At 66.9% G+C, this 19903-nt stretch carries 16 protein-coding genes; 10 read left to right on the forward strand and 6 right to left on the reverse strand.

Features of this window, described 5'->3' with window-relative positions:
• The first annotated feature begins 121 nt into the window (after positions 1-121).
• Entirely contained in the window at positions 122-1594 is a 1473-nt protein-coding gene (locus ACOCMM_RS12425) for a pyridoxal-dependent decarboxylase (protein WP_419553456.1), read from the forward strand.
• Here the strand turns inward: ACOCMM_RS12425 and hisC are convergent.
• Both hisC and ACOCMM_RS12435 read right to left on the reverse strand, forming a co-directional pair.
• The gene (gene hisC, locus ACOCMM_RS12430; protein ID WP_419553457.1) at positions 1591-2682 is read right to left on the reverse strand and encodes a histidinol-phosphate transaminase; all 1092 of its coding nucleotides are present in this window, start codon (positions 2680-2682) and stop codon (positions 1591-1593) included. The genes ACOCMM_RS12425 and hisC overlap by 4 nt on opposite strands.
• A 77-nt stretch (positions 2683-2759) precedes the next feature.
• A complete protein-coding gene (locus ACOCMM_RS12435) occupies positions 2760-3647 on the reverse strand; it encodes a polysaccharide deacetylase family protein (protein ID WP_419553458.1) in 888 nt (295 codons plus the stop codon).
• 106 nt (positions 3648-3753) lie between these two features.
• On the opposite strand from ACOCMM_RS12435, the gene ACOCMM_RS12440 reads away from it, so the two are divergent.
• The 5 genes from ACOCMM_RS12440 to ACOCMM_RS12460 all read left to right on the forward strand — a co-directional run bounded on the left by ACOCMM_RS12440 (position 3754) and on the right by ACOCMM_RS12460 (position 10150).
• Entirely contained in the window at positions 3754-6189 is a 2436-nt protein-coding gene (locus ACOCMM_RS12440; protein WP_419553459.1) for a CoA transferase, read from the forward strand.
• 41 nt (positions 6190-6230) lie between these two features.
• Entirely contained in the window at positions 6231-7361 is a 1131-nt protein-coding gene (locus tag ACOCMM_RS12445) for an epoxide hydrolase family protein (protein WP_419553460.1), read from the forward strand.
• Between the two features lie 37 nt (positions 7362-7398).
• Positions 7399-9072 carry a long-chain fatty acid--CoA ligase gene (locus ACOCMM_RS12450; protein WP_419553461.1) on the forward strand — a complete coding sequence of 558 codons (1674 nt, stop codon included), beginning with the start codon at positions 7399-7401 and terminating at the stop codon, positions 9070-9072.
• Positions 9073-9275: 203 nt separating this feature from the next.
• Positions 9276-9578, forward strand: a complete 303-nt coding sequence (locus ACOCMM_RS12455; protein ID WP_419553462.1) for a hypothetical protein — start codon at positions 9276-9278, stop codon at positions 9576-9578.
• Positions 9579-9805: 227 nt separating this feature from the next.
• Positions 9806-10150 carry a winged helix-turn-helix transcriptional regulator gene (locus ACOCMM_RS12460; protein ID WP_419553463.1) on the forward strand — a complete coding sequence of 115 codons (345 nt, stop codon included), beginning with the start codon at positions 9806-9808 and terminating at the stop codon, positions 10148-10150.
• A 71-nt stretch (positions 10151-10221) separates the two neighbouring features.
• Here ACOCMM_RS12460 and ACOCMM_RS12465 read toward each other — a convergent pair whose 3' ends face one another.
• The gene (locus ACOCMM_RS12465) at positions 10222-10833 is read right to left on the reverse strand and encodes a class I SAM-dependent methyltransferase (RefSeq protein ID WP_419554875.1); all 612 of its coding nucleotides are present in this window, start codon (positions 10831-10833) and stop codon (positions 10222-10224) included.
• Positions 10830-11612, reverse strand: coding sequence for a crotonase/enoyl-CoA hydratase family protein (locus ACOCMM_RS12470; protein WP_419553464.1), 783 nt, complete (start codon positions 11610-11612; stop codon positions 10830-10832). The genes ACOCMM_RS12465 and ACOCMM_RS12470 overlap by 4 nt, the downstream gene beginning before the upstream one ends.
• A gap of 130 nt (positions 11613-11742) precedes the next feature.
• Here ACOCMM_RS12470 and ACOCMM_RS12475 point away from each other — a divergent pair, with 130 nt between their 5' ends.
• Positions 11743-13299: an alpha/beta hydrolase gene (locus ACOCMM_RS12475; RefSeq protein ID WP_419553465.1), complete on the forward strand. Its 1557-nt coding sequence runs from the start codon at positions 11743-11745 to the stop codon at positions 13297-13299.
• 140 nt (positions 13300-13439) lie between these two features.
• Here ACOCMM_RS12475 and ACOCMM_RS12480 read toward each other — a convergent pair whose 3' ends face one another.
• Positions 13440-14936, reverse strand: a complete 1497-nt coding sequence (locus ACOCMM_RS12480) for a benzoate-CoA ligase family protein (RefSeq protein ID WP_419553466.1) — start codon at positions 14934-14936, stop codon at positions 13440-13442.
• A gap of 125 nt (positions 14937-15061) precedes the next feature.
• On the opposite strand from ACOCMM_RS12480, the gene ACOCMM_RS12485 reads away from it, so the two are divergent.
• The 3 genes from ACOCMM_RS12485 (at position 15062) to ACOCMM_RS12495 (ending at position 19049) form a co-directional block, all read left to right on the forward strand.
• Positions 15062-16756 (forward strand): enoyl-CoA hydratase-related protein, encoded by a 1695-nt coding sequence (locus ACOCMM_RS12485; RefSeq protein WP_419553467.1) that lies wholly within the window; start codon positions 15062-15064, stop codon positions 16754-16756.
• A gap of 68 nt (positions 16757-16824) precedes the next feature.
• On the forward strand, positions 16825-18240 hold the full coding sequence (gene boxB / locus ACOCMM_RS12490) for a benzoyl-CoA 2,3-epoxidase subunit BoxB (RefSeq protein ID WP_419553468.1): 1416 nt from the start codon (positions 16825-16827) through the stop codon (positions 18238-18240).
• 5 nt (positions 18241-18245) lie between these two features.
• Entirely contained in the window at positions 18246-19049 is an 804-nt protein-coding gene (locus tag ACOCMM_RS12495) for an alpha/beta fold hydrolase (protein WP_419553469.1), read from the forward strand.
• Here ACOCMM_RS12495 and ACOCMM_RS12500 read toward each other — a convergent pair.
• Entirely contained in the window at positions 19004-19903 is a 900-nt protein-coding gene (locus ACOCMM_RS12500) for an alpha/beta fold hydrolase (RefSeq protein WP_419553470.1), read from the reverse strand. The genes ACOCMM_RS12495 and ACOCMM_RS12500 overlap by 46 nt on opposite strands.

Here is a 19903-nt window from a genome sequence, read left to right on the forward strand (position 1 = left end):
TCGCACACACTATGGCAACCGGTGGCGCCCGCTGCGGGCTGTGCACATCCGCGCCCAGGGCTGCACCGGCACCGCGAATCCGCTACGAATCGCTGCGGCGACGACCGGTAGCGTCGGCGCCATGGACCCGAGCGTGCCTGACCCGCCAGAGATGCTGACGTCGCCGCCCCCGCACATGACGCCCGACGAGTTCAGGCAGCATGGCCGAGCGGTCATCGACTGGATTGCCGACTACTGGGAACGCGTCGAGTCGCTGCCGGTGGCGTCGACCGTCGCGCCGGGTGACATTCGGGCGATGCTGCCCGACGCCGCCCCTGAGGAGGCCGAGCCGTTCGAGCACCTGCTCGCAGATCTGGACCGCGTGGTGCTTCCGGGCGTCACGCACTGGCAGCATCCGGGCTGGTTCGCCTATTTCCCGGCAAACAACTCCCCGCCATCGGTGCTGGCCGACACGGTGTCGGCGGGACTCGGGCTGATCGGCCTGCTGTGGTCGGCCTCGCCGGCGATGACCGAGATCGAGAGCCACGTGCTCGACTGGCTGGTGGATCTGTTGAGCCTGCCGGGCCACTGGAAGACCACGTCGACCGGAGGCGGCGTGCTGCAGGGCAGCGCGTCGGACGCGACTCATGTCGCCCTGGTCGCGGCCCGCCACCGCGCTAGCGCTCGCAGCGGCCTGCCCGCGACCCAGATGGTGGCCTACACCTCGGCCCAGGCGCACAGCTCGGTGGAGAAGGGCGCCAACATTGCGGGCTTCGGCGTGGTGCGCCTCATCGAGACCGACGAGCACAGGGCAATGCGACCTGACGCCTTGCGTGCCGCAATTGAGGCCGACGCGGCCGCAGGTCTTGTGCCGGCGTTCGTCGGCTCGACCGTCGGCACTACCGGCACCACCGCGGTCGACCCGGTCCGGGCCATTTGCGCCATCGCCCGCGAGCACGAGCTATGGCATCACGTCGACGCTGCGTATGCGGGCACGGCCATGATCTGCCCCGAGTTCCGTCGCCACCAGGATGGCATCGAGCTGGTGGACAGCTACGTGTTCAACCCTCACAAGTGGATGATGGTCAACTTCGACTGCTCGGCCTTCTACCTGGCGGAGCGGGAGGCGCTCACCGAGGCGCTGTCGATTGAACCGCCGTACCTGCGCAACGCCCAGAGCGACGCCGGCAACGTGATCGACTACCGCAACTGGCAGGTGCCGCTGGGTCGCCGCTTCCGAGCGCTCAAGCTGTGGTGGGTTCTGCGCAGCTACGGTGCCGCGGCGCTGCGACAGATGGTGCGCCACCACGTCGCCATGGCCCGGGAATTGGCGCAACGACTCGACGACGACCCTCGCTTCGAGATCGTGGCGCCGCACCCGTTCTCGCTGGTGTGCTTCCGCTGCAGTCCCGCCGACGAGTCCCAGACTTCACAAGAAGCCGCGGACCGCGCCACCGATGCGGTTGCTGCGGAGGTGAACGACAGCGGCGTCGCCTACCTGACCCCCTCCAAGCTGGACGGCCACAGCATCATCCGTGTGGCGATCGGTCAGTCCCGCACCGATCGCGAGCACCTGGATCGGCTGTGGAAGACGATCAGCGAGGCCGCCGTCTAGCCGGCAGGTCCGAACGTGCCCAAGGCGGCCAGCAATCGGTCGTTCTGTTCCGGCGTGCCCAGGCTGATCCGCACGCCTTCGCCCTCGAACGGGCGGGTCACCAAACCCTGCTTCTCCAGCCGGACGAACAGGTCCATGGCCCCAGCTCTCACCGGCAGGTAGACGAAGTTGGCTTGGCTCGGCACGACAGGCCAGCCCTGTTCATCCATCGCAGCACTCACTCGCTCGCGCTCCGCCAAGATGCCTGCCACTCGTTCGCCCAGCTCCGCTGCGGCCTGTGGCTCCAGCGATGCCAGTGCCGCGACCTGAGCGATCCCGCTGACGATGAACGGAAGCGCCACCTTGTCGAGCGCGCCGATGAGGCCCGGGTGGCCGACGCCATAGCCGACACGCAGGTTGGCAAGGCCGTACGCCTTGGAGAACGTGCGCAGCACCAGCGCATTCGGGTGTCCAGGAACAACAGCCTCGATGGGATCGGCCACCGCAGGGTCGGTGACGAACTCCCGGTATGCCTCATCGACCACGACGATGATGTCGTCGGGCACGGCTGCGAGCAGGCGCTGCAGTTCCGCAGTCGAACAGACGGTGCCGGTCGGGTTGTTGGGGGTCGAGAGGATCACGATCTTCGTGGAGTCGGTCACCGCTGCGGCGACGGCGTGCAGGTCGAAGGCATGGTCGACGAGCGGAACCGTCACAGCCCGAGCCGCCGACACTGCGCAGAACACCGGATGGACCTCGAATGAGCGCCACGGATACACGACCTCATCGCCGGGATCGACGTACGAGGCAAACAGCTGCTGGAGCACGCCCACCGATCCCGAGCCGACAGTGACCTGATCGAGTCCGACGCCGTGCCTGTCGGCCAGTGCTTCCCGTACCTCCATGCAGCGATGATCGGGATAGCGATTCATGACCGACGCGGCCTCGGCGACCGCTTTGGCCACCGAGGGCAGCGGGTCGTTGGCGTTCTCGTTGGAGGCCAGCTTGACCGCCTCGGCCAGGTTGTGCTCAGCGGCAGCCTGAGCCGCTGAACGGCCCGGCTTGTATTCGGGCAGGCTCGCCACGGCCGCTCTCGGTCGTCCGATCATGCGCTGGCACTCCTGAGTTCTTGACGCGGCCGCTTCATTGTCGCCATTCCCGGCGGCAAGCTAGCGGGTGGAACTGTTTACAAGCAGCGGTTCGCCTGATCGCCTGGCGTGGCGGCCGCCCGGAAATCGCCAGCAACAGCCGCCATGGTGGTGAACGTCACGCCAGGTCGGGATGCCATGTGTTCGATGAGCCGCTCAAGCATCAGCATGCGGCTGCCCCGTCCGATGCACTGGGGATGCATCGTGAGCACGAACACCCCGCTGCCGACCCGGTCGCAGAGGTAGTCGAACTCAGCGGACCACACGTCATAGACGTGGTCGGCCGTGCGCAGCCCTTGCACCGTGGGCCCGTCGTAGCTGAAGTAAGGCCAGTCGTCGAGGATCCAGTCGAACGGCAGTTGAACAAGGTCCACCTCATCGCCGAATTGGTGCGGACCGTCGGTAGTGGGCATGTCGCCCAACCGGCACCACGTGGGCGCGTAGTCGTTGCGGGCCATGGAGGAGTCGTAGGAGAAGCCGTGCTCGAGGAGCAGGCTGATCCAGCGGTCCCCGCAGTTGCCGCCCGGCACCCGGTGCCCAACTGGCGGACTGCCCGAGAGCCGTTCGAGGCAGTCCATCGAGCGTGTCAGGATGGCCCGCTCGTCGGCTTCGTCACGTTTCGACGAGGGGGCCTCGTGGCAGTAGCCGTGATAGCCCACCTCGTGCCCGTCCGAAACCACCCGGGCGCACACGTCGCCGAAGGTGTCGATGGTGTGGCCGGGGATGAACCACGTGGAGGGAAGGCCGCGGTCATCGAGCAGGTCAAGCAGCCGGTGCGCGCCGATCGTGGAGAATTCCCCGCGGGCGGTCAGGTTCGGAGATCTTGAACCTCGTGGCCCCGTCCAGATCGAGATCGCATCGAAGTCGAAGCTGAGGCAGACCGTTACACGGGAATTCTGGGCATCGGGTGGTCGTTCGGGGCTCATCTGCGGACCCTACTGAACCTCCATCAGCGCCTGCCACGTCCGCAAGCGTCGCTTCCTCCGCCGGCGGGCCCCATGTGGCCAAGCTGCCGGGCGATACCGTGACCCGATGCCAGAACGGACTGAATCTGGTCCCACTGAGGGGCCACCGCTCGCCGGCATGAAGGTGCTGGAGGTGGCCACTGGCATCGCCGGGCCGTTCGCTGGACGGTTGCTTGCGGGCGCCGGCGCGACGGTGCTCAAGGTCGAGCCGCCGGACGGCGATCCTGCCCGGCGCCAGCCGGTCGACGATGTCCCGCTGCATAACGGCGAGCTGAGTCCCCTGTTCGTTCACCTCAACGCAGCGAAGCTGAACTGCGTAGCGGACGACCTCGACCCGTCGTGGCCCGACGTGGTGATTGCGAGTGACACCCTGGCGGGGCTCGCCGGCACTCCGTGGGACCCGCAGCGATTGGCTGCCCGCGTCGCTGCGGGCGACCCGGCACCCAAGCTTGTGACGGTCACAGCCTGGGGTGCAGACGCAGACGACCCGGGCGTCATCGCCGACGAGCTGCTGGTGCAGACCGCCACGGGCTTCTTGGGCTTCAACGGCGACGAGGGGGCCGAGCCGCTTCGACTGCCTGGCTGGCAGGCCCAGTACTGCGCTGGCGGCCTCGCTGCGTGGGCCGCGCATCTGGTCCTGCGTCGGCCCGAGACCCACATGGATGTGTCGTGGCTGGGGGCGCTGCTGACGGCGGTCGAGCTGTGCTACTGCGATTCGCTGCACTGCGAGCGGCCGAGGCCGCTGGTGGGACCGCACCCGCCCACCGCATACCCGTCGGGTGCGATCCGCTGCGCCGACGGTTACGTGTGCCCAGGATCGATCCGCCGTGACGACTGGGAGATGCAGTGCCTGCACCTCGGCGTGCCCGAGTGGATCGACGATCCCGAGCTCAGCCACCGGCATCGCCGGATCCGCCACATCGAGGTAATCCGCGAGGTCATCGAACCGTGGTACCAGGCGCGCACCAAGCGGGAACTCTTCCAGTTCGCACTCGAAACGCCGTGGGCCGTCGGCATGGTGATGACCCCGCTGGACGCGCTCAGCGACGAGCACCTCGTTGCTCGCGGCTTCCTCGGCAGCATCGAGACACCGGCCGGCTCTGCGGTTGGACCGATCCGACCGTTCACCGCGGTCGGCCTGCCGGTGCCGAATCAGCGAGTCAACGACCGAGGCACCGACTCGCTTCCGGCTCTGACGAACGGCTCCCGCAGTGACGCGGCTCCTGCGCTACGCCCAGCCCGCCAGCTACGCGTCATCGAGATGACCATCGCTTGGGCGGGCCCCTATGTCGGCAACCTGCTCACGCCGCTCGGCATCGACGTCATCAAGATCGAAGCGCAGAACCCCTTCGACGGCTTTCGCACACAGCGCCCCTACGACCACGGCATGGCACCGGGTCTTGAACACCTCGTGGCCGACAACCGCTTCTACGAGGCGGGCGGGCATTTCAACGCTGTCAACAAGGGCAAGCGCGACTGTGTGGTGACGCTTGCCACGCCCGAGGGCCGGGACGCGTTCATGGAGCTGGTGCACAACTGCGATGCGCTTGTCGCCAACTTCTCGGCCCACGTGTTGCCACAGCTTGGACTCGACTTCGAGACGCTCGCAGAGGTCAACCCCCGCATCGTGCTGGTTCGCATGCCTGCGTTCGGCATCGACGGTCCATACGCGAACGCCGTGGGCTATGGCTCGATCATCGAGGCGATGGGAGGGCTCGGCCACCGGCAGGGTTACGAGCACGAAGGCGCCCGCATCTCCAACATCTACTTCCCGGACCCCATCGCCGGCATCGCCGCGGGATTCGCCCTGCTGAGCGGCCTGCACCTCGCCGAGCGCACCGGCAAAGGTGTCGAAGTCGACGTCTCCCAGCAGGAAGGCACCTGGCAGCACAGCGGCGAAGCCCTCGTGCTGGCCTCGACAGCCGGGCGCGACATCGGCCGCATGGGCAACCGCGAACCCGGCACGGCATGGAGTGGCTTCATAGAAGGCACAGACGGCTGGCTCGCGGTCATCGCCGATGCCCCCGCTGACGGCCCTGCTGCCGGACATGACGCTGCCGGGGCCGATGGGCCATCGGAAGATCCGGCAGCCGAGTGCTATGCCGTCAGCGTCATCCGGGGATTGCTCGATGAGGTGAGAGCGAACAGCGGACGGCCCGTGCAGACCCGAGCCGAACTTCAGGCAGCACTGCGTCTCGCCGGTGCCCGCACTGAGTTCTGTTGGGATCCGTGGACGGCGCCGGACTATCGCCGGCTGGCCGACCACCTCGATGTCGTCGAGCATCCAGTCACCGGCCACAGGCGCCACATTGCGTCCCCGTTCACCCTCGACGGCACCCGCCCAACCCCCGCAGGCCCCGCCCCCCTGTTCGACCAGCACACGAACGAAGTCTTCACCGAAGTGGCCGGCCTCCCAGCCGACAAGATCGCCGACCTCCGAGCCAGCGGCCACATAGGAGGCGAGTTGCCCCCACCCGCAGAGCTCGGTTTCGTCTACGACTGACAACAAGAGCGAGACATCACCTGCGGGCTACCGTGCGCCCCATGCGCATCGAACCGTTCCAGATCGCCGTCCCGGACGAACAACTCGACGACCTTCGCGACCGCCTGATCCGCACCCGCTGGCCCGAGCCCGAACCCGTCGATGACTGGTCCCAAGGCATCCCGCTCGCCTACGTCCAGGACGTGTGCGACTACTGGGCCAAGACCTATGACTGGCGCGCACGCGAAGCCGCACTCAACCGCTTCGACCAGTACATGGCCGACGTCGGCGGCATGGACGTGCACTTCATTCACGTCCGCTCGCCCGAGCCCGATGCGATGCCGATCGTGATCACCCATGGCTGGCCGGGTTCGGTAGTCGAATTCCACAAGGTCATCGAGCCCCTGGCCGACCCCGTCGCCCACGGCGGGAACGCAGCCGACGCATTCCACGTGATCTGCCCGTCGCTTCCGGGGTACGGCTTCAGCGGCAAGCCGTCCGAGCCGGGATGGGGCGTCGAGAAGATCGCCGATTGCTGGGCCGGGCTCATGGCCGGCTTGGGCTACAACCGATTCGGTGCCCAGGGCGGCGACTGGGGCTCAGCCGTCACGAGCGCGCTCGGCAATCGCCATGCCGATACCTGCATCGGCATCCACCTGAACATGGTGATGCGCGGCAGCCGCCCGAAAGATCGTGAGCCCAACGACGAGGAGCTGTCAGCCCTCGCAGCGGCGAAGCACTACAACGACTGGGACTCGGGCTACTCCAAGCAGCAGTCCACCCGTCCCCAGACCCTGGGCTACGGGCTCACGGATTCTCCCGCTGGACAGGCCGCATGGATCCTGGAGAAGTTCTGGGCCTGGACAGACTGCGATGGCCATCCTGAGAACGCGCTCAACCGCGACGAGATGCTCGACAACATCATGCTGTACTGGCTCAACGCCACCGCGGCCTCGTCGGGACGTCTCTACTGGGAGAGCTTCCGCCAGATGCCCCGTATGACGGTGGACGTGCCCACCGGCGTGGCCAAGTTCCCCAAGGAAATCATCCCTCCCGTGCGTGCCTGGTCCGAGCCGATCTATTCCGATATCCGGCACTGGACCGAGATGCCGGCCGGCGGCCACTTTGCGGCATTTGAGCAGCCCGAACTCTTCGTCGACGACGTGCGTGCCTTCTTCCGCCTGCTGCGATGAGACAAGGCGTACACACGGCGCCTCGAAGGTACCCCCGATGATGACTGGTCTTTCCGAGCCGACCATGATCGGCGACACCATGGATCGGCCGCTGCTGGTGTCGACCCTCATTTCCTCTGCATCCCGCAGCCATGCCGACACCGACGTCGTGGCCGTCGACTCAGCGGGCATCACCACGCGCAGCACATGGGGCGAGGTCGGCGAGCGAGCGCGACGGATGTCCGCTGCGCTGGTTGCCGACGGGATTCACCCCGGAGACCGGGTGGCCACCATCGCCTGGAACGATCACCGCCACCTCGAGGCCTACTACGGCATCTGTGGCATCGGCGCCGTCTTGCACACCGTCAACCCACGGCTTCATGACGACCAGCTGGCGTACATTCTCAACGACGCCGCCGACAGCGTCGTGCTGGTGGACCCCTCCTTTGCCGAGATCGCTGCGCGTCTCGCCCCCCGCGCACCCAGCGTCCGCCGCTGGGTGGTGCTCGGACACCTTCATTCGCCCGCGAGCCTGCCAGGCGAGATCGGCTATGAGGACTGGCTGGGTGCCGTGCCGGGCCCGGCAACGTGGCCCGAATTCGACGAGCGTGCGGCGGCAACGCTCTGCTACACCTCCGGCACCACGGGCAATCCCAAGGGCGTCCTGCAAAGTCACCGGTCGATCGTGCTGCAGACGTGGGCGTGCTGCACCGGCGACGGCCACGACATTCACTCGGGTCATGCAGTGCTGGGTGCGGTCCCGATGTTCCACGTCAACGGCTGGGCGCTGCCATTCGCAACGGCGATGAGCGGCGCAAAGCTCGTGCTGCCCGGACCGGACCTGAGCCCCGAAGCGCTCGTCAATCTCATCGAGGCCGAGGACATCACCTTCTCAGCAGGCGTTCCCACCATCTGGCTTGGTGTCGTGCAATACCTGCAAGCCACAGGTCGCACCGTGCCCTCGCTGGAAAAGGTCGCAGTCGGCGGATCTGCAGCGCCCCGCGTGCTCATCGACATGCTCGAGGACGACTATGGCGTCACGGTCAGCCATGTCTGGGGCATGACCGAAATGACCCAAGGAACCTCGGGACGCTTTACACACCGGGTCGAGCGACTCGACCGCGACGCTCAGCGAGCCCGCCAGGCCAAGGCCGGCCGCGAGCTGTACGGCATTGAGCTTCGCGTGGTCGATGACCAGGGCACCGTCCTGGCGCGCGATGGCCGCAGTGTCGGCGAGATCCAGGCACGCGGCCCTTGGATGTCCGGCTCGTACTACCGCGGCGCCCTCGCCGATGCCGAGACCTTTGCAGACTCGCACCTCGGAGAAGTCGAAGGCGGCTGGCTGCGCACCGGCGACGTCGGCGCCCTCGACTCCGAGGGTTATCTCACCCTCACGGACCGGTCCAAGGACGTCATCAAGAGCGGCGGCGAGTGGATCAGCTCGATCGAGCTGGAGAACGCCGCCCTTGGGGCCCCGGGGGTTGCGGCCGCCGCCGTCATCGGCCTGCCGCACGAACGCTGGGGTGAGCGGCCGCTGCTCATCATCGAACTTTGCGAAGGTGCCACTCTCGATCACGCGGCGGTGCTCGATGCCATCGGGCCACGGGTCGCTTCATGGTGGCTGCCCGACGACATCGTCGTCATCGACGCGGTCCCCCTGACCGGCACCGGCAAGATCGACAAGAAGACGCTGCGCACCTACTACTCGGAGCACGTCTGGCCGCAGCGCTAGCTCGGGTCCGCGCCGACCTGCGCCATGACCCCGCCGGTAACATGTGAAGCGGACGCGCGGACCGCGTTGCCGAGTCCGTGCTCCGGCCGCTTTTGCGGCCGCCGGCACTGCTGCGCCGAGCGAGGTCACAAGCCGCTTGGCGCCGGGGTTCGCCCCGCGTGCCGTTTCCCTACAGCCCGTATCCCGACAGCAAGGTGTGAGTCATGGCTGCTGGTCGCACGACCTTCGAGAAACTGCAGAGGGACCGGGCCAAGAAGGCGAAGGCCGAGGCAAAACGGGCCAAGCGCATGGGCAAGGTCCCCCAGAGCGGCCCACTGGTCGCGGCCGATCCCGAACCTGACGGCACTGGCGCCGTACTCGACGGCAACCTCGACGAGGAGCTGTCTGCGGCCGATCTGATTCGTCTCGTCGAACAGGTGCAGACCCAGTTCGACAACGACGAGATCAGCTTTGACGAGTACGAGGAGCGCAAGATCGAGCTCCTCGCCCGCCTTCCCACCGACTGAGAGCCCTCGACGCGGCCCACGAGCCGTCGAGGTAGTCGCCTGCTTGGGGATCGGCGCTGCGCTGGCCGCCATCGCACTCTCGCTGGTGGTCCTCATCGCCATGCGAGGACTTCAGGGGATCGGCGCGGCGATGATGGCCACGGCATCGCCACCTATCGGCTTAGCCTCTGAGCCCCGCACTCACGCTGTCGGGGCATTCGAGCCTTGCCTTTTGGTACGTTGATCCCATGAAGCGCAAGAGTTTTGAGCACATGGTGTGCCCCATCGCTCAGTCGCTCGAACTCGTCGGCGAGTGGTGGACCCCGCTGATCCTGCGTGACACCGTCCTCGTCGGGCTCACCCGTTTCGACGACATTCAGACCAATCTCGGCATCGCACCGACAGTGCTCACCAGCCGACTCCATCGCCTCGTCGAGAGCGGCTTGCTCGAACGCCGCCAGTACACCGACCGCCCGCCGCGGTTCGAATACATCCCGACCCCCGCCGCCGAGGACTTCAGGCCGGTACTGGAAGCGCTCGCAGAGTGGGGACAGAAGTGGACTTCCAACCCGCCGGCTGATGTCCTCCGCTGACTAGCGCCCTGCGCAGTGCATCGGCTCGGTCGCGGGAGCCCTCTTGCCCGCTCAGTTGAACAGCGCTGCTTTCAACGGTCGATGGCAGCTGCATCAACCCGGTGCACGGACACGGCGTAGTCACCCCCGTCGAACGGGGCGCCCTCCCACGTTGAGTAACGGGAATCGAGCGCAAGCCCATTGCGTTGCGCCAGCGCGTCGTAAACGTGCAGTTGCAGGTACGCGTCGCTGAGTTGGAAGCCTGCCACGAGCACTCCGCCGGGCCGCAGATGCGCTGCCAGATTGGCCACCACGGCGGCCTCAGTGCCGCGCTCGAGGAAGATCATGACGTTGCCGGCGGCCACCACGGCGTCGAAGAGGCGCTGGTGACCGGCGGAGTCAGTGACAACGCTGTTCGCGAGATCACCTTGCAGCCATGCCAGTTCGGGTGCTTTCTCGCGGGCGAGATCGAGCATCGCCGAGTCCAGGTCGACACCGACGACCTCATAGCCGCGATGCGCGAGCTCGATGGCCACGCGGCCCGTGCCGCAGCCCGCATCGAGTACAGCCGCTCCCGGCGGCGCCAGCCTCGTGACCAGGTCCACTTCGCCGTGCACAGACTCGCCGCGCTCGGCCATCTGGGCCCAGCGATCGTCGTAGGCGGCCCCTCGCGGGATGTCGCCTCGATCTTCCCAGCGGCTCAGTGGTCCTCCCAATTCGGATCACGCCGCTCGGCGAAGGCGGAAGCACCCTCGATGGCATCTGCCGATCCGAAGACCTCCTCGAGCGTCGGCTGCTGGTACGCCCAGAAGTCATCCTCGGACACGCCGAGCACGTCACGGATGAGCCGCTTGGAGGCACGAACTCCCATGGGCGCATTGCGGGCAATGCGCTCGCCGAGCTCTACGGCCACGTTCACCGCCTCACCCTTCGGACAGACCCGGTTGACCATGCCGTGCTGGTGCGCGACTTCAGCCGTGATCGGCTCTGCTGTCAAGGCCATCTCCATGGCCAGGCTGTAGGGAAGCTGGCGCGGCAGGCGCAACAGCGCACCGGCGCCTGCGAACAGGCCCACGCCAACTTCCGGGATGCCCAGAACTGTGCCTTCAGACGCCACGATGAGGTCGCACGACAGCGCCACCTCCAGTCCCCCCGCCAGGGCGAAGCGCTCCACGGCGGCGATGAGCGGCTTTGCGGCACTGCGCTCGGCGATACCGGCGAAGCCGCGGCCGGGCGGGTTCGGCATGGCATCGATGCCGCCGCCGCTGACGAATGCCTTGAGATCCATGCCAGCGCTGAAGCCACGACCCGCCCCGGTCAGCACGCCGACCCGCACGTCAGGATTCGCATCGAGGTTGTCGAGCGCTTCGCCGAGCGCCTCTGAAAGCGCCATGTTGAAAGCGTTCATGGCATCAGGACGGTTCAAGGTCAGGATCTGCACGTAGCCGCGCTGTTCGGTCAGCACAAGCGGTTCATCGCTCACGAGGTCTCCTCCATCGGTGAAGCGGTCGTCGGTCTGTCGGGGGTTCGATGCCTTCGGCAGCGCCGACGGCGTCGACAGTAGCCTCGCCGCGCGGCGCGAACCCGGGGTCAGCCGCGGACTTGGGGTTGGCATGAACGGCGACGGCTCACCCGCAGCGAGCGAAGGAACAGGCGGCGACGAGGTCCGCGACTTGCTCGCTCGCATCGAGATGGCCGAATCGACCGAGGCCCCGATGCTGGTGCAGCTCCTGGCTCGGACTCCCGAGCTCCAGCAGGCTCAAGGGGCGACCGCCCTGCGAGCGGCCCGTGCGCTCAGCGTCCACGGCGGGCCGCAGCTTCTGTCGATCGCCGGGGAGCTTGCCGCACGAGCACACCGCGACGGCCAAGCCGGTGCCGGGGTCATCTTCGCCGAGTGCGCCGACAAGATGAGCCTGCTCGGCGGTCGGCCCCAGCAATTCGGCACGGTAGTCACGCGACACCTCGGCGATCTGGTGCTCGCACCGATCGACGGCACGGTCGACGACGAGTCCCGCGCACGCATGGGCCTGCCCACCTTGACGCATCGCCTCACCGAGATCGATCGGAGAAACCGGGAACTTGCCCGAGAGCGAGCCGCTGAGGGAGGTCTCCCGCCGGGTCAGCGCGTATGCCGGGTCTGGCGCGACCCCAGTCCCGAATTCCTGGCTGCCCAACTTGACGCCGACCCGGCTGGCTGCTGGAACGATGGCGACGAGCTCACCTTGGTCTGCCGCAGCGACGCCGCCGGCGTACTGCCCGGCCCCGTCATCGAATTGCCCATGTGGCAGGTCGGCAACGGCGACGACAGCGACCTGTGGGCGCTCAGCGTGCGCATCGAACGTCTTCCAGAAGCAGTGATCGGCTACGGCTTCTGGCCCCTTGACGACGCCGGAAGTCTGCTGGGCGGTCAGCGCGGCCCGGTGCCGCACCGCTTCCGCGGACCCGAGGCTCCCGCCGAAGTGCCATCACACCGCGACGACGAACTGCAAGGCACGACGCAGGTGCACACGGTGGACAGCACCTCACTGCGCACGAGGCGGAAGGCCACCGTGTACTTGCCGCCCCAGCACACGGCCTCGGAACGTCTGCCAGTGCTCTATGCCACAGACGGCAGCATGATCGGCCCCTACATCCGGCGCCTTGACGCCGGAATCACGAACGGGACCGTGCCCCGCTTCGTGCTGGTCGCGGCCCACGCTGCGCCAATGGGTGGCTATGGCAATGAGCGGGCCAACGAGTACCTGCCTGGCTTCGACAACGATCGCTTCGACCGCCATCAGCGCTTCTTTGTGGAGGAGCTGACGGCGTGGGCCGAGCAGTCTCTTGGCGTCTCCGATGACCGAAGCCAGCGCGGCGTGTTCGGCGCATCCGATGGCGGCGGGCACGCGCTCGCCGTCGGGCACACGCACCGCGACAAGTTCGGCCACGTCATGGCCTATTCCACTGGAATGCCGCCGAACGAGCGCATGGACTGGAACTCCGCCGAGGCCCCGTTCGTTCACCTGTGCGCCGGAACGTTGGAAGGCGGATTCCACCAAGCCACCGAGGCGTGGGCAGCGTGGCTGCACTTCGCGAAATCGCCCCATGAATGGACCGAGCGGATCTGCGGGCACGACCTCATCCAGTGGATCGAGGAACTGCCCCGCGCGGTCACCCGCGCTTGGGGCTGAGCGCTGAGACCATGAGCGGATAGGCACAGACGTCATAGCTGCGGAGGCGGCAGGGAACTCTGCGAGGTTGGAACCTGCCGGATTCCCGGAGCAGAGGGCTCTGCCGCCTCCGCAGCGGACACACCTCTCCGCGCGGCCTCTCAGTCGCGGAGTAGGTAGCGCTTGATCTTGCCGGTCGCTGTCTGGGGCAACTCGTCGACGACGCTGACCCAGCGCGGGTACTTGTAGGGCGCGAGACGCTCACGCACGTGAGCCTGGACCGCTTCGGGAAGGCTGCCCGTGGCCGCGCCGGGTGCGGGCACGACGAAGGCGCTCGGCTTCGTGAGACCCGCGTCGTCGAGAGCGCCCACCACCGCGACGCTCAGCACACTCTCCATCTCCAAGATGCAGGCCTCGACCTCGGCGGGTGACACCCAGATGCCGCTGACCTTCATCATGTCATCGGTGCGGCCCAGGCAGGAGTAGGTGCCATCGGGATTGCATACGTAGGTGTCGCCAGTCGCAAGGAACCGGCCGTGCAGCGCCTTGCGGTTCTGCTCGGTGCGATTCCAGTAGCCCGCCATGACCGACTCGAAGGCGATGTGCAATGCACCCGGCTCCCCGTCGGGCGCCTCGTTGCCATCTTCGTCGCGGAGCGACACTTCGCAGCCCTCAATCGGCGTCCCGCTCGTGCCCGGCACCGAAGCGCCCGGCCGGTTGGTGATGACGATGTGGGCGATCTCTGTGGTTCCCAAGCCGTCGAGGATCTCCACGCCGAAACGTTCGTGGAATCTCCGACCGATGTCTGCGGGAAGAGGTTCACCAGCAGAGACGGCCTGGCGGACTGACGCGAACGTGTCGACCGGCAGATCTGCCGCAAGCAGTTGCGCGTACGAGGTCGGGACGCCGAAGTACAGCGTCGGCTGGTACCGGGTCACATGTGCGGCGATGTCGTCAGGCGTCGGGCGGGCCGGGTTGAGCACAACCTTGGCTCCAGTGGCGGGAGGGAAATAGCCGGCATTGCCCAAGCCGTAGGCGAAGAACAGCTTTGCGACCGAATAGACCGTGTCGCTGGGCCCCATGCCCAAGATGTCGACTGCGTACCCGTCGGTGACAGCGCTCATGTCGGTGTGCCGATGCATGGCGCCCTTGGGATGGCCGGTCGTGCCAGACGTGTACAGCCAGAACGCGACGTCATCGTCGATGGCCTCGAACGGATCGCCGACGGTCCCAGGGTCACCAAGACCGGAGTCATCGGTGTCGTCAAGCGTCCATCCCAGAAACGGCTGGTCATCGGCAGCCGGCAAGATCTCGGCGGCGAAGGGCGGCGAGTACACCAGGCCCACAGCGCGGCTGTCCCTCAACAAGAACCGGTAATCGGCAGTACGAAACAGCGTCGAGACCGGAACCGGCACCGCGCCAATCCACATGGCTCCCCAGAACCACCACAGGAACGCCGGGGTGTCGGCGCAACACAGCATCACTCGCTGCTCGCGCTGTAGGCCGCGTTCAGCCAGCGCCGCAGCGGCAGAGCGCACGCGCTGCGCCAGTTCGGCCCGAGTCAGCTGGCTGCCGCTCGGGGCGTCGACCACCGCTACTTCGTCGGGCGCGGCCGACGCTGGCTCAATGACGAAACGGTAGACAGCGTTCGCGTTCACGCCTGGCCTCCGGGGTGATGCCGGTGTCGTTGCGAACACTAACGATGTGCCGACACTCGGCCATTCGCTGCGACTCATGCGGGACTCAAGTTGTGCGGGTGACGGCCGGGCTGCACACTCGTCGCGTGAGCACCGAACACGACGTGTACCTCGACTTCTTCGGCGATCACCGTCCGTGGCGGCATTGGGCCCTTCGGGTGGACGGTCCGGTCGCCACGCTCTCCATGGGTGTGCAGCCCGACGGCAGCATCTTCACCGGCTGCGAGCTGAAGCTGAACAGCTACGACATGGGCGTCGAGCTGGAGTTCGCCGACGCCATCCGCCGTATCCGCTTCGAGCACCCGAGCGTCGGATGCGTCGTGATCGACAGCGGCTACGACGGCGTCTTCTGTGCCGGCGCCAACATCCGTGCGCTGGCAGCCGCCACACATGCTCACAAGGTGAACCTCTGCAAGTTCACCAATGAGACCCGGCTGGAGCTCGAAGAGGCCTCGGTCCTCAGCGGGTTGCGATTCCTCGCGGCGGTGGGTGGTGCGTGCTCGGGCGGCGGTTACGAGCTGGCGCTTGCCACCGACCACATCCTGCTCGTGGACGATCGCAACACTGCAGTGTCACTGCCCGAAGTACCGCTGCTCGGTGTCCTGCCCGGCACCGGCGGGCTGACCCGGCTGACCGACAAGCGCCACGTTCGCCGCGACCGGGCCGATGTGTTCGCCACCAAGGCCGAGGGATTGCGGGGACAGGTGGCGCTCGAGTGGGGTCTGGTCGACGAGTTGGCGCCGCGAACGACGTTGGCTGAGGCCGTGAGCGCGCGGGCGGCTGAATTGGCCGCGAACAGCCGCTGCAGCGGCCCCTATGCCAACAGCGAACCGGTGGCGCTCGAGCCGCTCGGCTTGTGGCCCACCGATGACGGCAACATGATCGGCGAGTTCGTGGCGATGGCACCGGATCGTGAACGGGCGTGCGCCGAAGTGCTGATCACAGCGAGCCCCGATCCCGCATGGCCGTTGCGAGCCGCCCGGGAGCTGGATGCGCTGCTGTGCCACCTGCGCTTCAACGAGACCGATCTGGGCACCATCGTGCTGCTCACCGACGGCAGCCACGCAGACGTGACAGACCACGACCGTGCGCTGTGCCAACCCGCCAGCCATGCCGAGCGCGAGACCGCACTGCTGTGGCGCCGGACACTGTCTCGCCTCGACCTCACGGCTCGCACGCTCATCGCGGCAATCGAGCCTGGTTCGTGCTTTGCCGGCGTCCTTGCCGAGCTGGCACTGGCTGCCGACCGCACGTACATCCTCGACGGCGAATTCGTGGACGTCCGTCCCAGCGACGCCGTGGGGGCGCGCGTGCGTGCCCTGCGAGGCGAGGTGATCGGAGCTCATGAGCCCGCCGCCCTGCTGTGCTCCGAGCTCAGCTTGGGAACGATGCCCATGGCCAACGGCCTCACACGGCTGCAGTCGCGGCTATGGGGCGACGAAGCGGCCATTGCCACAGCCGCCCGCACCATCGGCACCCCGCTCGACGCGCTGGCCGCTGCTGAGGCTGGCTTGGCGACCGCGACGCCCGACGACCTCGACTGGGATGACGATCTGCGGTTGACGATCGAAGAGCGCGCCGCCTTCTCGCCCGATGCGCTGACGGCCATGGAGGCCAACCACCGGTTCTGTGGCCCCGAGACCATGGCGACGAAGATCTTCGGGCGGTTGTCGGCCTGGCAGAACTGGATCTTCATTCGTCCGAACGCAACCGGACCACAGGGCGCATTGACCCGCTACGGCACCGGGACTCGCCCGATCTACGCCCCAGACCGCGTCTAACCTCCCGCATCTAACCTCGCCGTACGGCAGCGACGCCCGAGGCGCAAGCACACCCCGCTGGAACGCACATGACCAGGGTCGACTACAGCGAGCGCATCCCCAACAACGTGGAGCTCTCCGAGGATCGGCGGCTGCAGCGTGCGCTGGAGGGCTGGCAGCCCAAGTTCGCCCGCTGGTGGGACGAGTTGGGCCCCGCCGACTTCTCGGGAAACGACGTCTACCTGCGCACCGCAACCGACACGAGTGCCGAGGGTTGGGCCCACTTCGACTACGTGAAGATGCCCGATTACCGCTGGGGCATCTTTCTCTCGGCGCCGAAACCCGACCGCCGCATCGGCTTCGGCGAGTCGATGGGCGAGCCGGTATGGCCGGAGGTGCCGGGCGAGTTCCGCAGCGAGCTGCGCCGGCTGATCGTGGTCCAGGGCGACACCGAACCAGCCTCTGTGGAGCAGCAGCGACACCTCGGCCACACCGCCCCGTCGCTGTATGACCTGCGCAACCTCTTCCAGATCAACGTGGAGGAGGGGCGCCACCTGTGGGCGATGGTGTACCTGCTCCACGCGCACTTCGGCCGCGACGGCCGCGACGAGGCCGAGGCCCTGCTTGAGCGGCACTCGGGCGATCCCGACAATCCCCGCATCTTGAACGCCTTCAACGAGAAGACCTCTGACTGGCTCTCATTCCTGGCGTTCACCTATTTCACTGACCGCGACGGCAAGTACCAGCTCGGCGCCCTGGCCGAGTCGGCGTTCGATCCGCTCGCCAGGACGTGCGAATTCATGCTGCGCGAGGAAGCGCATCACATGTTCGTCGGCGCTACCGGCCTCGGCCGGATTGTGCAGCGCACCTGCGAAGTGATGGTCTCCCACGACACCGACGACGTTCGCCCCTTCGGCGCCATCGACCTGGTGACCCTGCAGAAGTACATCAATTTCCACTACGCGGTCTCGCTTGATCTGTTCGGCGCCGAGGCGTCCACCAACGGCGCGAACTTCTACACCGCCGGACTCAAAGGCCGTTTTGATGAGTCCAGTTACGATGACGACCATGTGCTCACGTCGTCCACGTTCGCCTGCACTGAGGTGGTCGACGGCGCCATGGCCACCGTGGAGCGGCCGTCACTGCAGGTAGTGAACCTGCAGCTGCGCGACTCGTACTCCGAGGACTGCCTGAAGGGGCTGCGGCGCTGGAACCGGCTGATCGGCGAGGCCGGCATTGAGGCTGAGTTGACGCTCCCGCACCCTGGCTTCAACCGCGCTGTGGGCGTGTTCGCGCCCTATGACATCACGCCTGAGGGCCGCGTCGTCGCCAGAGCTGAATGGGAGGATTCGTGCGAGGACTGGCTGCCCACTGACGCCGACCGCGACTACATCAACTCGCTCATGTCGCCCGTCTATGAGCCGGGGCGCATGGCCGCTTGGATCGCTCCCCCGGGTCGAGGCATCAACACTCGGCCCGTCGCCTACGAATACGTGCGCCTGTAGCCAGAATGGACGTCGAAGACGGTCGCATCCAGGTCGACACGGTCGGCATCGCGTACCGCCGGCTCACTCCCGAATGCTCCGAAGCTGGGCACCCCAACAGCGACGGCAGTCCCACGATCGTGATGCTGCACGAGGGGCTCGGCAGCATCACCCAATGGCGTGACCTTCCCGAGGTGCTGGCACGCCAGTGCGGACTCGAAGTCGTCGCCTACGACCGAGGCGGCTACGGACGATCCGATCCGCTGCCGGCAAACTACAGCGACGGCTTCATGGAACGCGAGGCAACCAACGTGTTGCCGGCGGTGCTCGAGGGGCTCGCGGTGCGCCGACCCATCCTGATCGGCCACAGCGACGGAGCGTCGATCGCACTGATCGCTGCCGCACTGGGTTCCGTGACGCCACTCGGTGTGGCCGTCATCGCACCGCACACGTTCATCGAAGAGATCTGCATTGAGGGCATCCGCGCCCTTGACACCGAGCGCGACAAGGTCATTTCCGGACTCGCCCGCCATCACGACGATCCACGGCTCGCATTCGAGCGCTGGCGCGATGTCTGGCTGACCGATGAGTTCCGCCACTGGGACATTCGGCCGCTGCTCGAGCGCATCGCTTGCGAGGTGCTGGTCCTGCAAGGAGACGGCGATCAGTACGGCACGGAGGCCCAGGTATGGACCATCACCCAGCAGATGAACAGTGCAAACGGGCACATTCTCGATGACTGCGGCCATGTCGCCCACCGCGACCAGCCCGAAAAGATCGCCGGTTACTTGATCGAGTTCGTTTCGGACTGCCTGTCAACCCGAGGTTGACCGAGCACGGTCGCAAGCGCATCGGCCGCGACGACATCGGGTGCTTCGAAGGGCCCGAAATGGCCCAGGCCCGAATAGGTGATCAGGCGCGAATTTGCCAGCACCTCATGGGCAGGGACGCCGATGTCTTCGAAGGTCATTTCCAGCCCCTTGCCGATGACAACGTCCGTTTCACTGCCCGCCAGACGCGTTGTCGTCGACGTCCATTCGCCGTCGTAGGTCGCCGCCTCGTCGGCCGCACGGCAGCGCAGCCGCACGGTCCCATCCGGCAGGTCTTCGAATCCGTTTGTGATGTAGCTGTGCAGTGCGTCGGCCCGCACCCCGCCGAATGGTGGCCGGGAGGCGAACCGCTCGAAGGCCTCGCCACGTGAGGAAAAGACTTCCCGGCGATTTGTGGTGACCGCGATCAAGGGGTTCTCGCCGGGCCCGAACACTTCGGGGGCACGCCACACCACAGGCTCGTAGCCATACATGCGCCGGATGGTGCCGGGTCGCTGGGCGTCAGCCAGCAGCAGTGTTGCCGCGCCGATGGAGTGTCCGACACAGTCCAGTTCGCCCGGAGCGATACCGAGATGGTCGATGATTGACAGGAGGTCACGCGCCAGCGTGGTCCACAGGAAGTCCCTGCCCGCGGGCGGCGGGCTCCAGCCGTGCGCTCGAAGGTCGGGCGCCCACACCGTGAAGTGCTCGGCCAGCCGGTCCGTGAACGGACCATAAGAACAGCCGTTGAAACCAGTCGCATGCACGAATAGCAGCGGCGGTCCGGCTCCGCCGAGGCAGTGCAGCGCAAGCTCGACACCGTCGGCCACACCGACCATGTCGGGTGCCGGGATGCCGCCGTCGGGTCCACTCAT

It is taken from the genome of Candidatus Poriferisodalis sp. (assembly GCF_965198245.1).
Lineage (GTDB): Bacteria > Actinomycetota > Acidimicrobiia > Acidimicrobiales > Poriferisodalaceae > Poriferisodalis.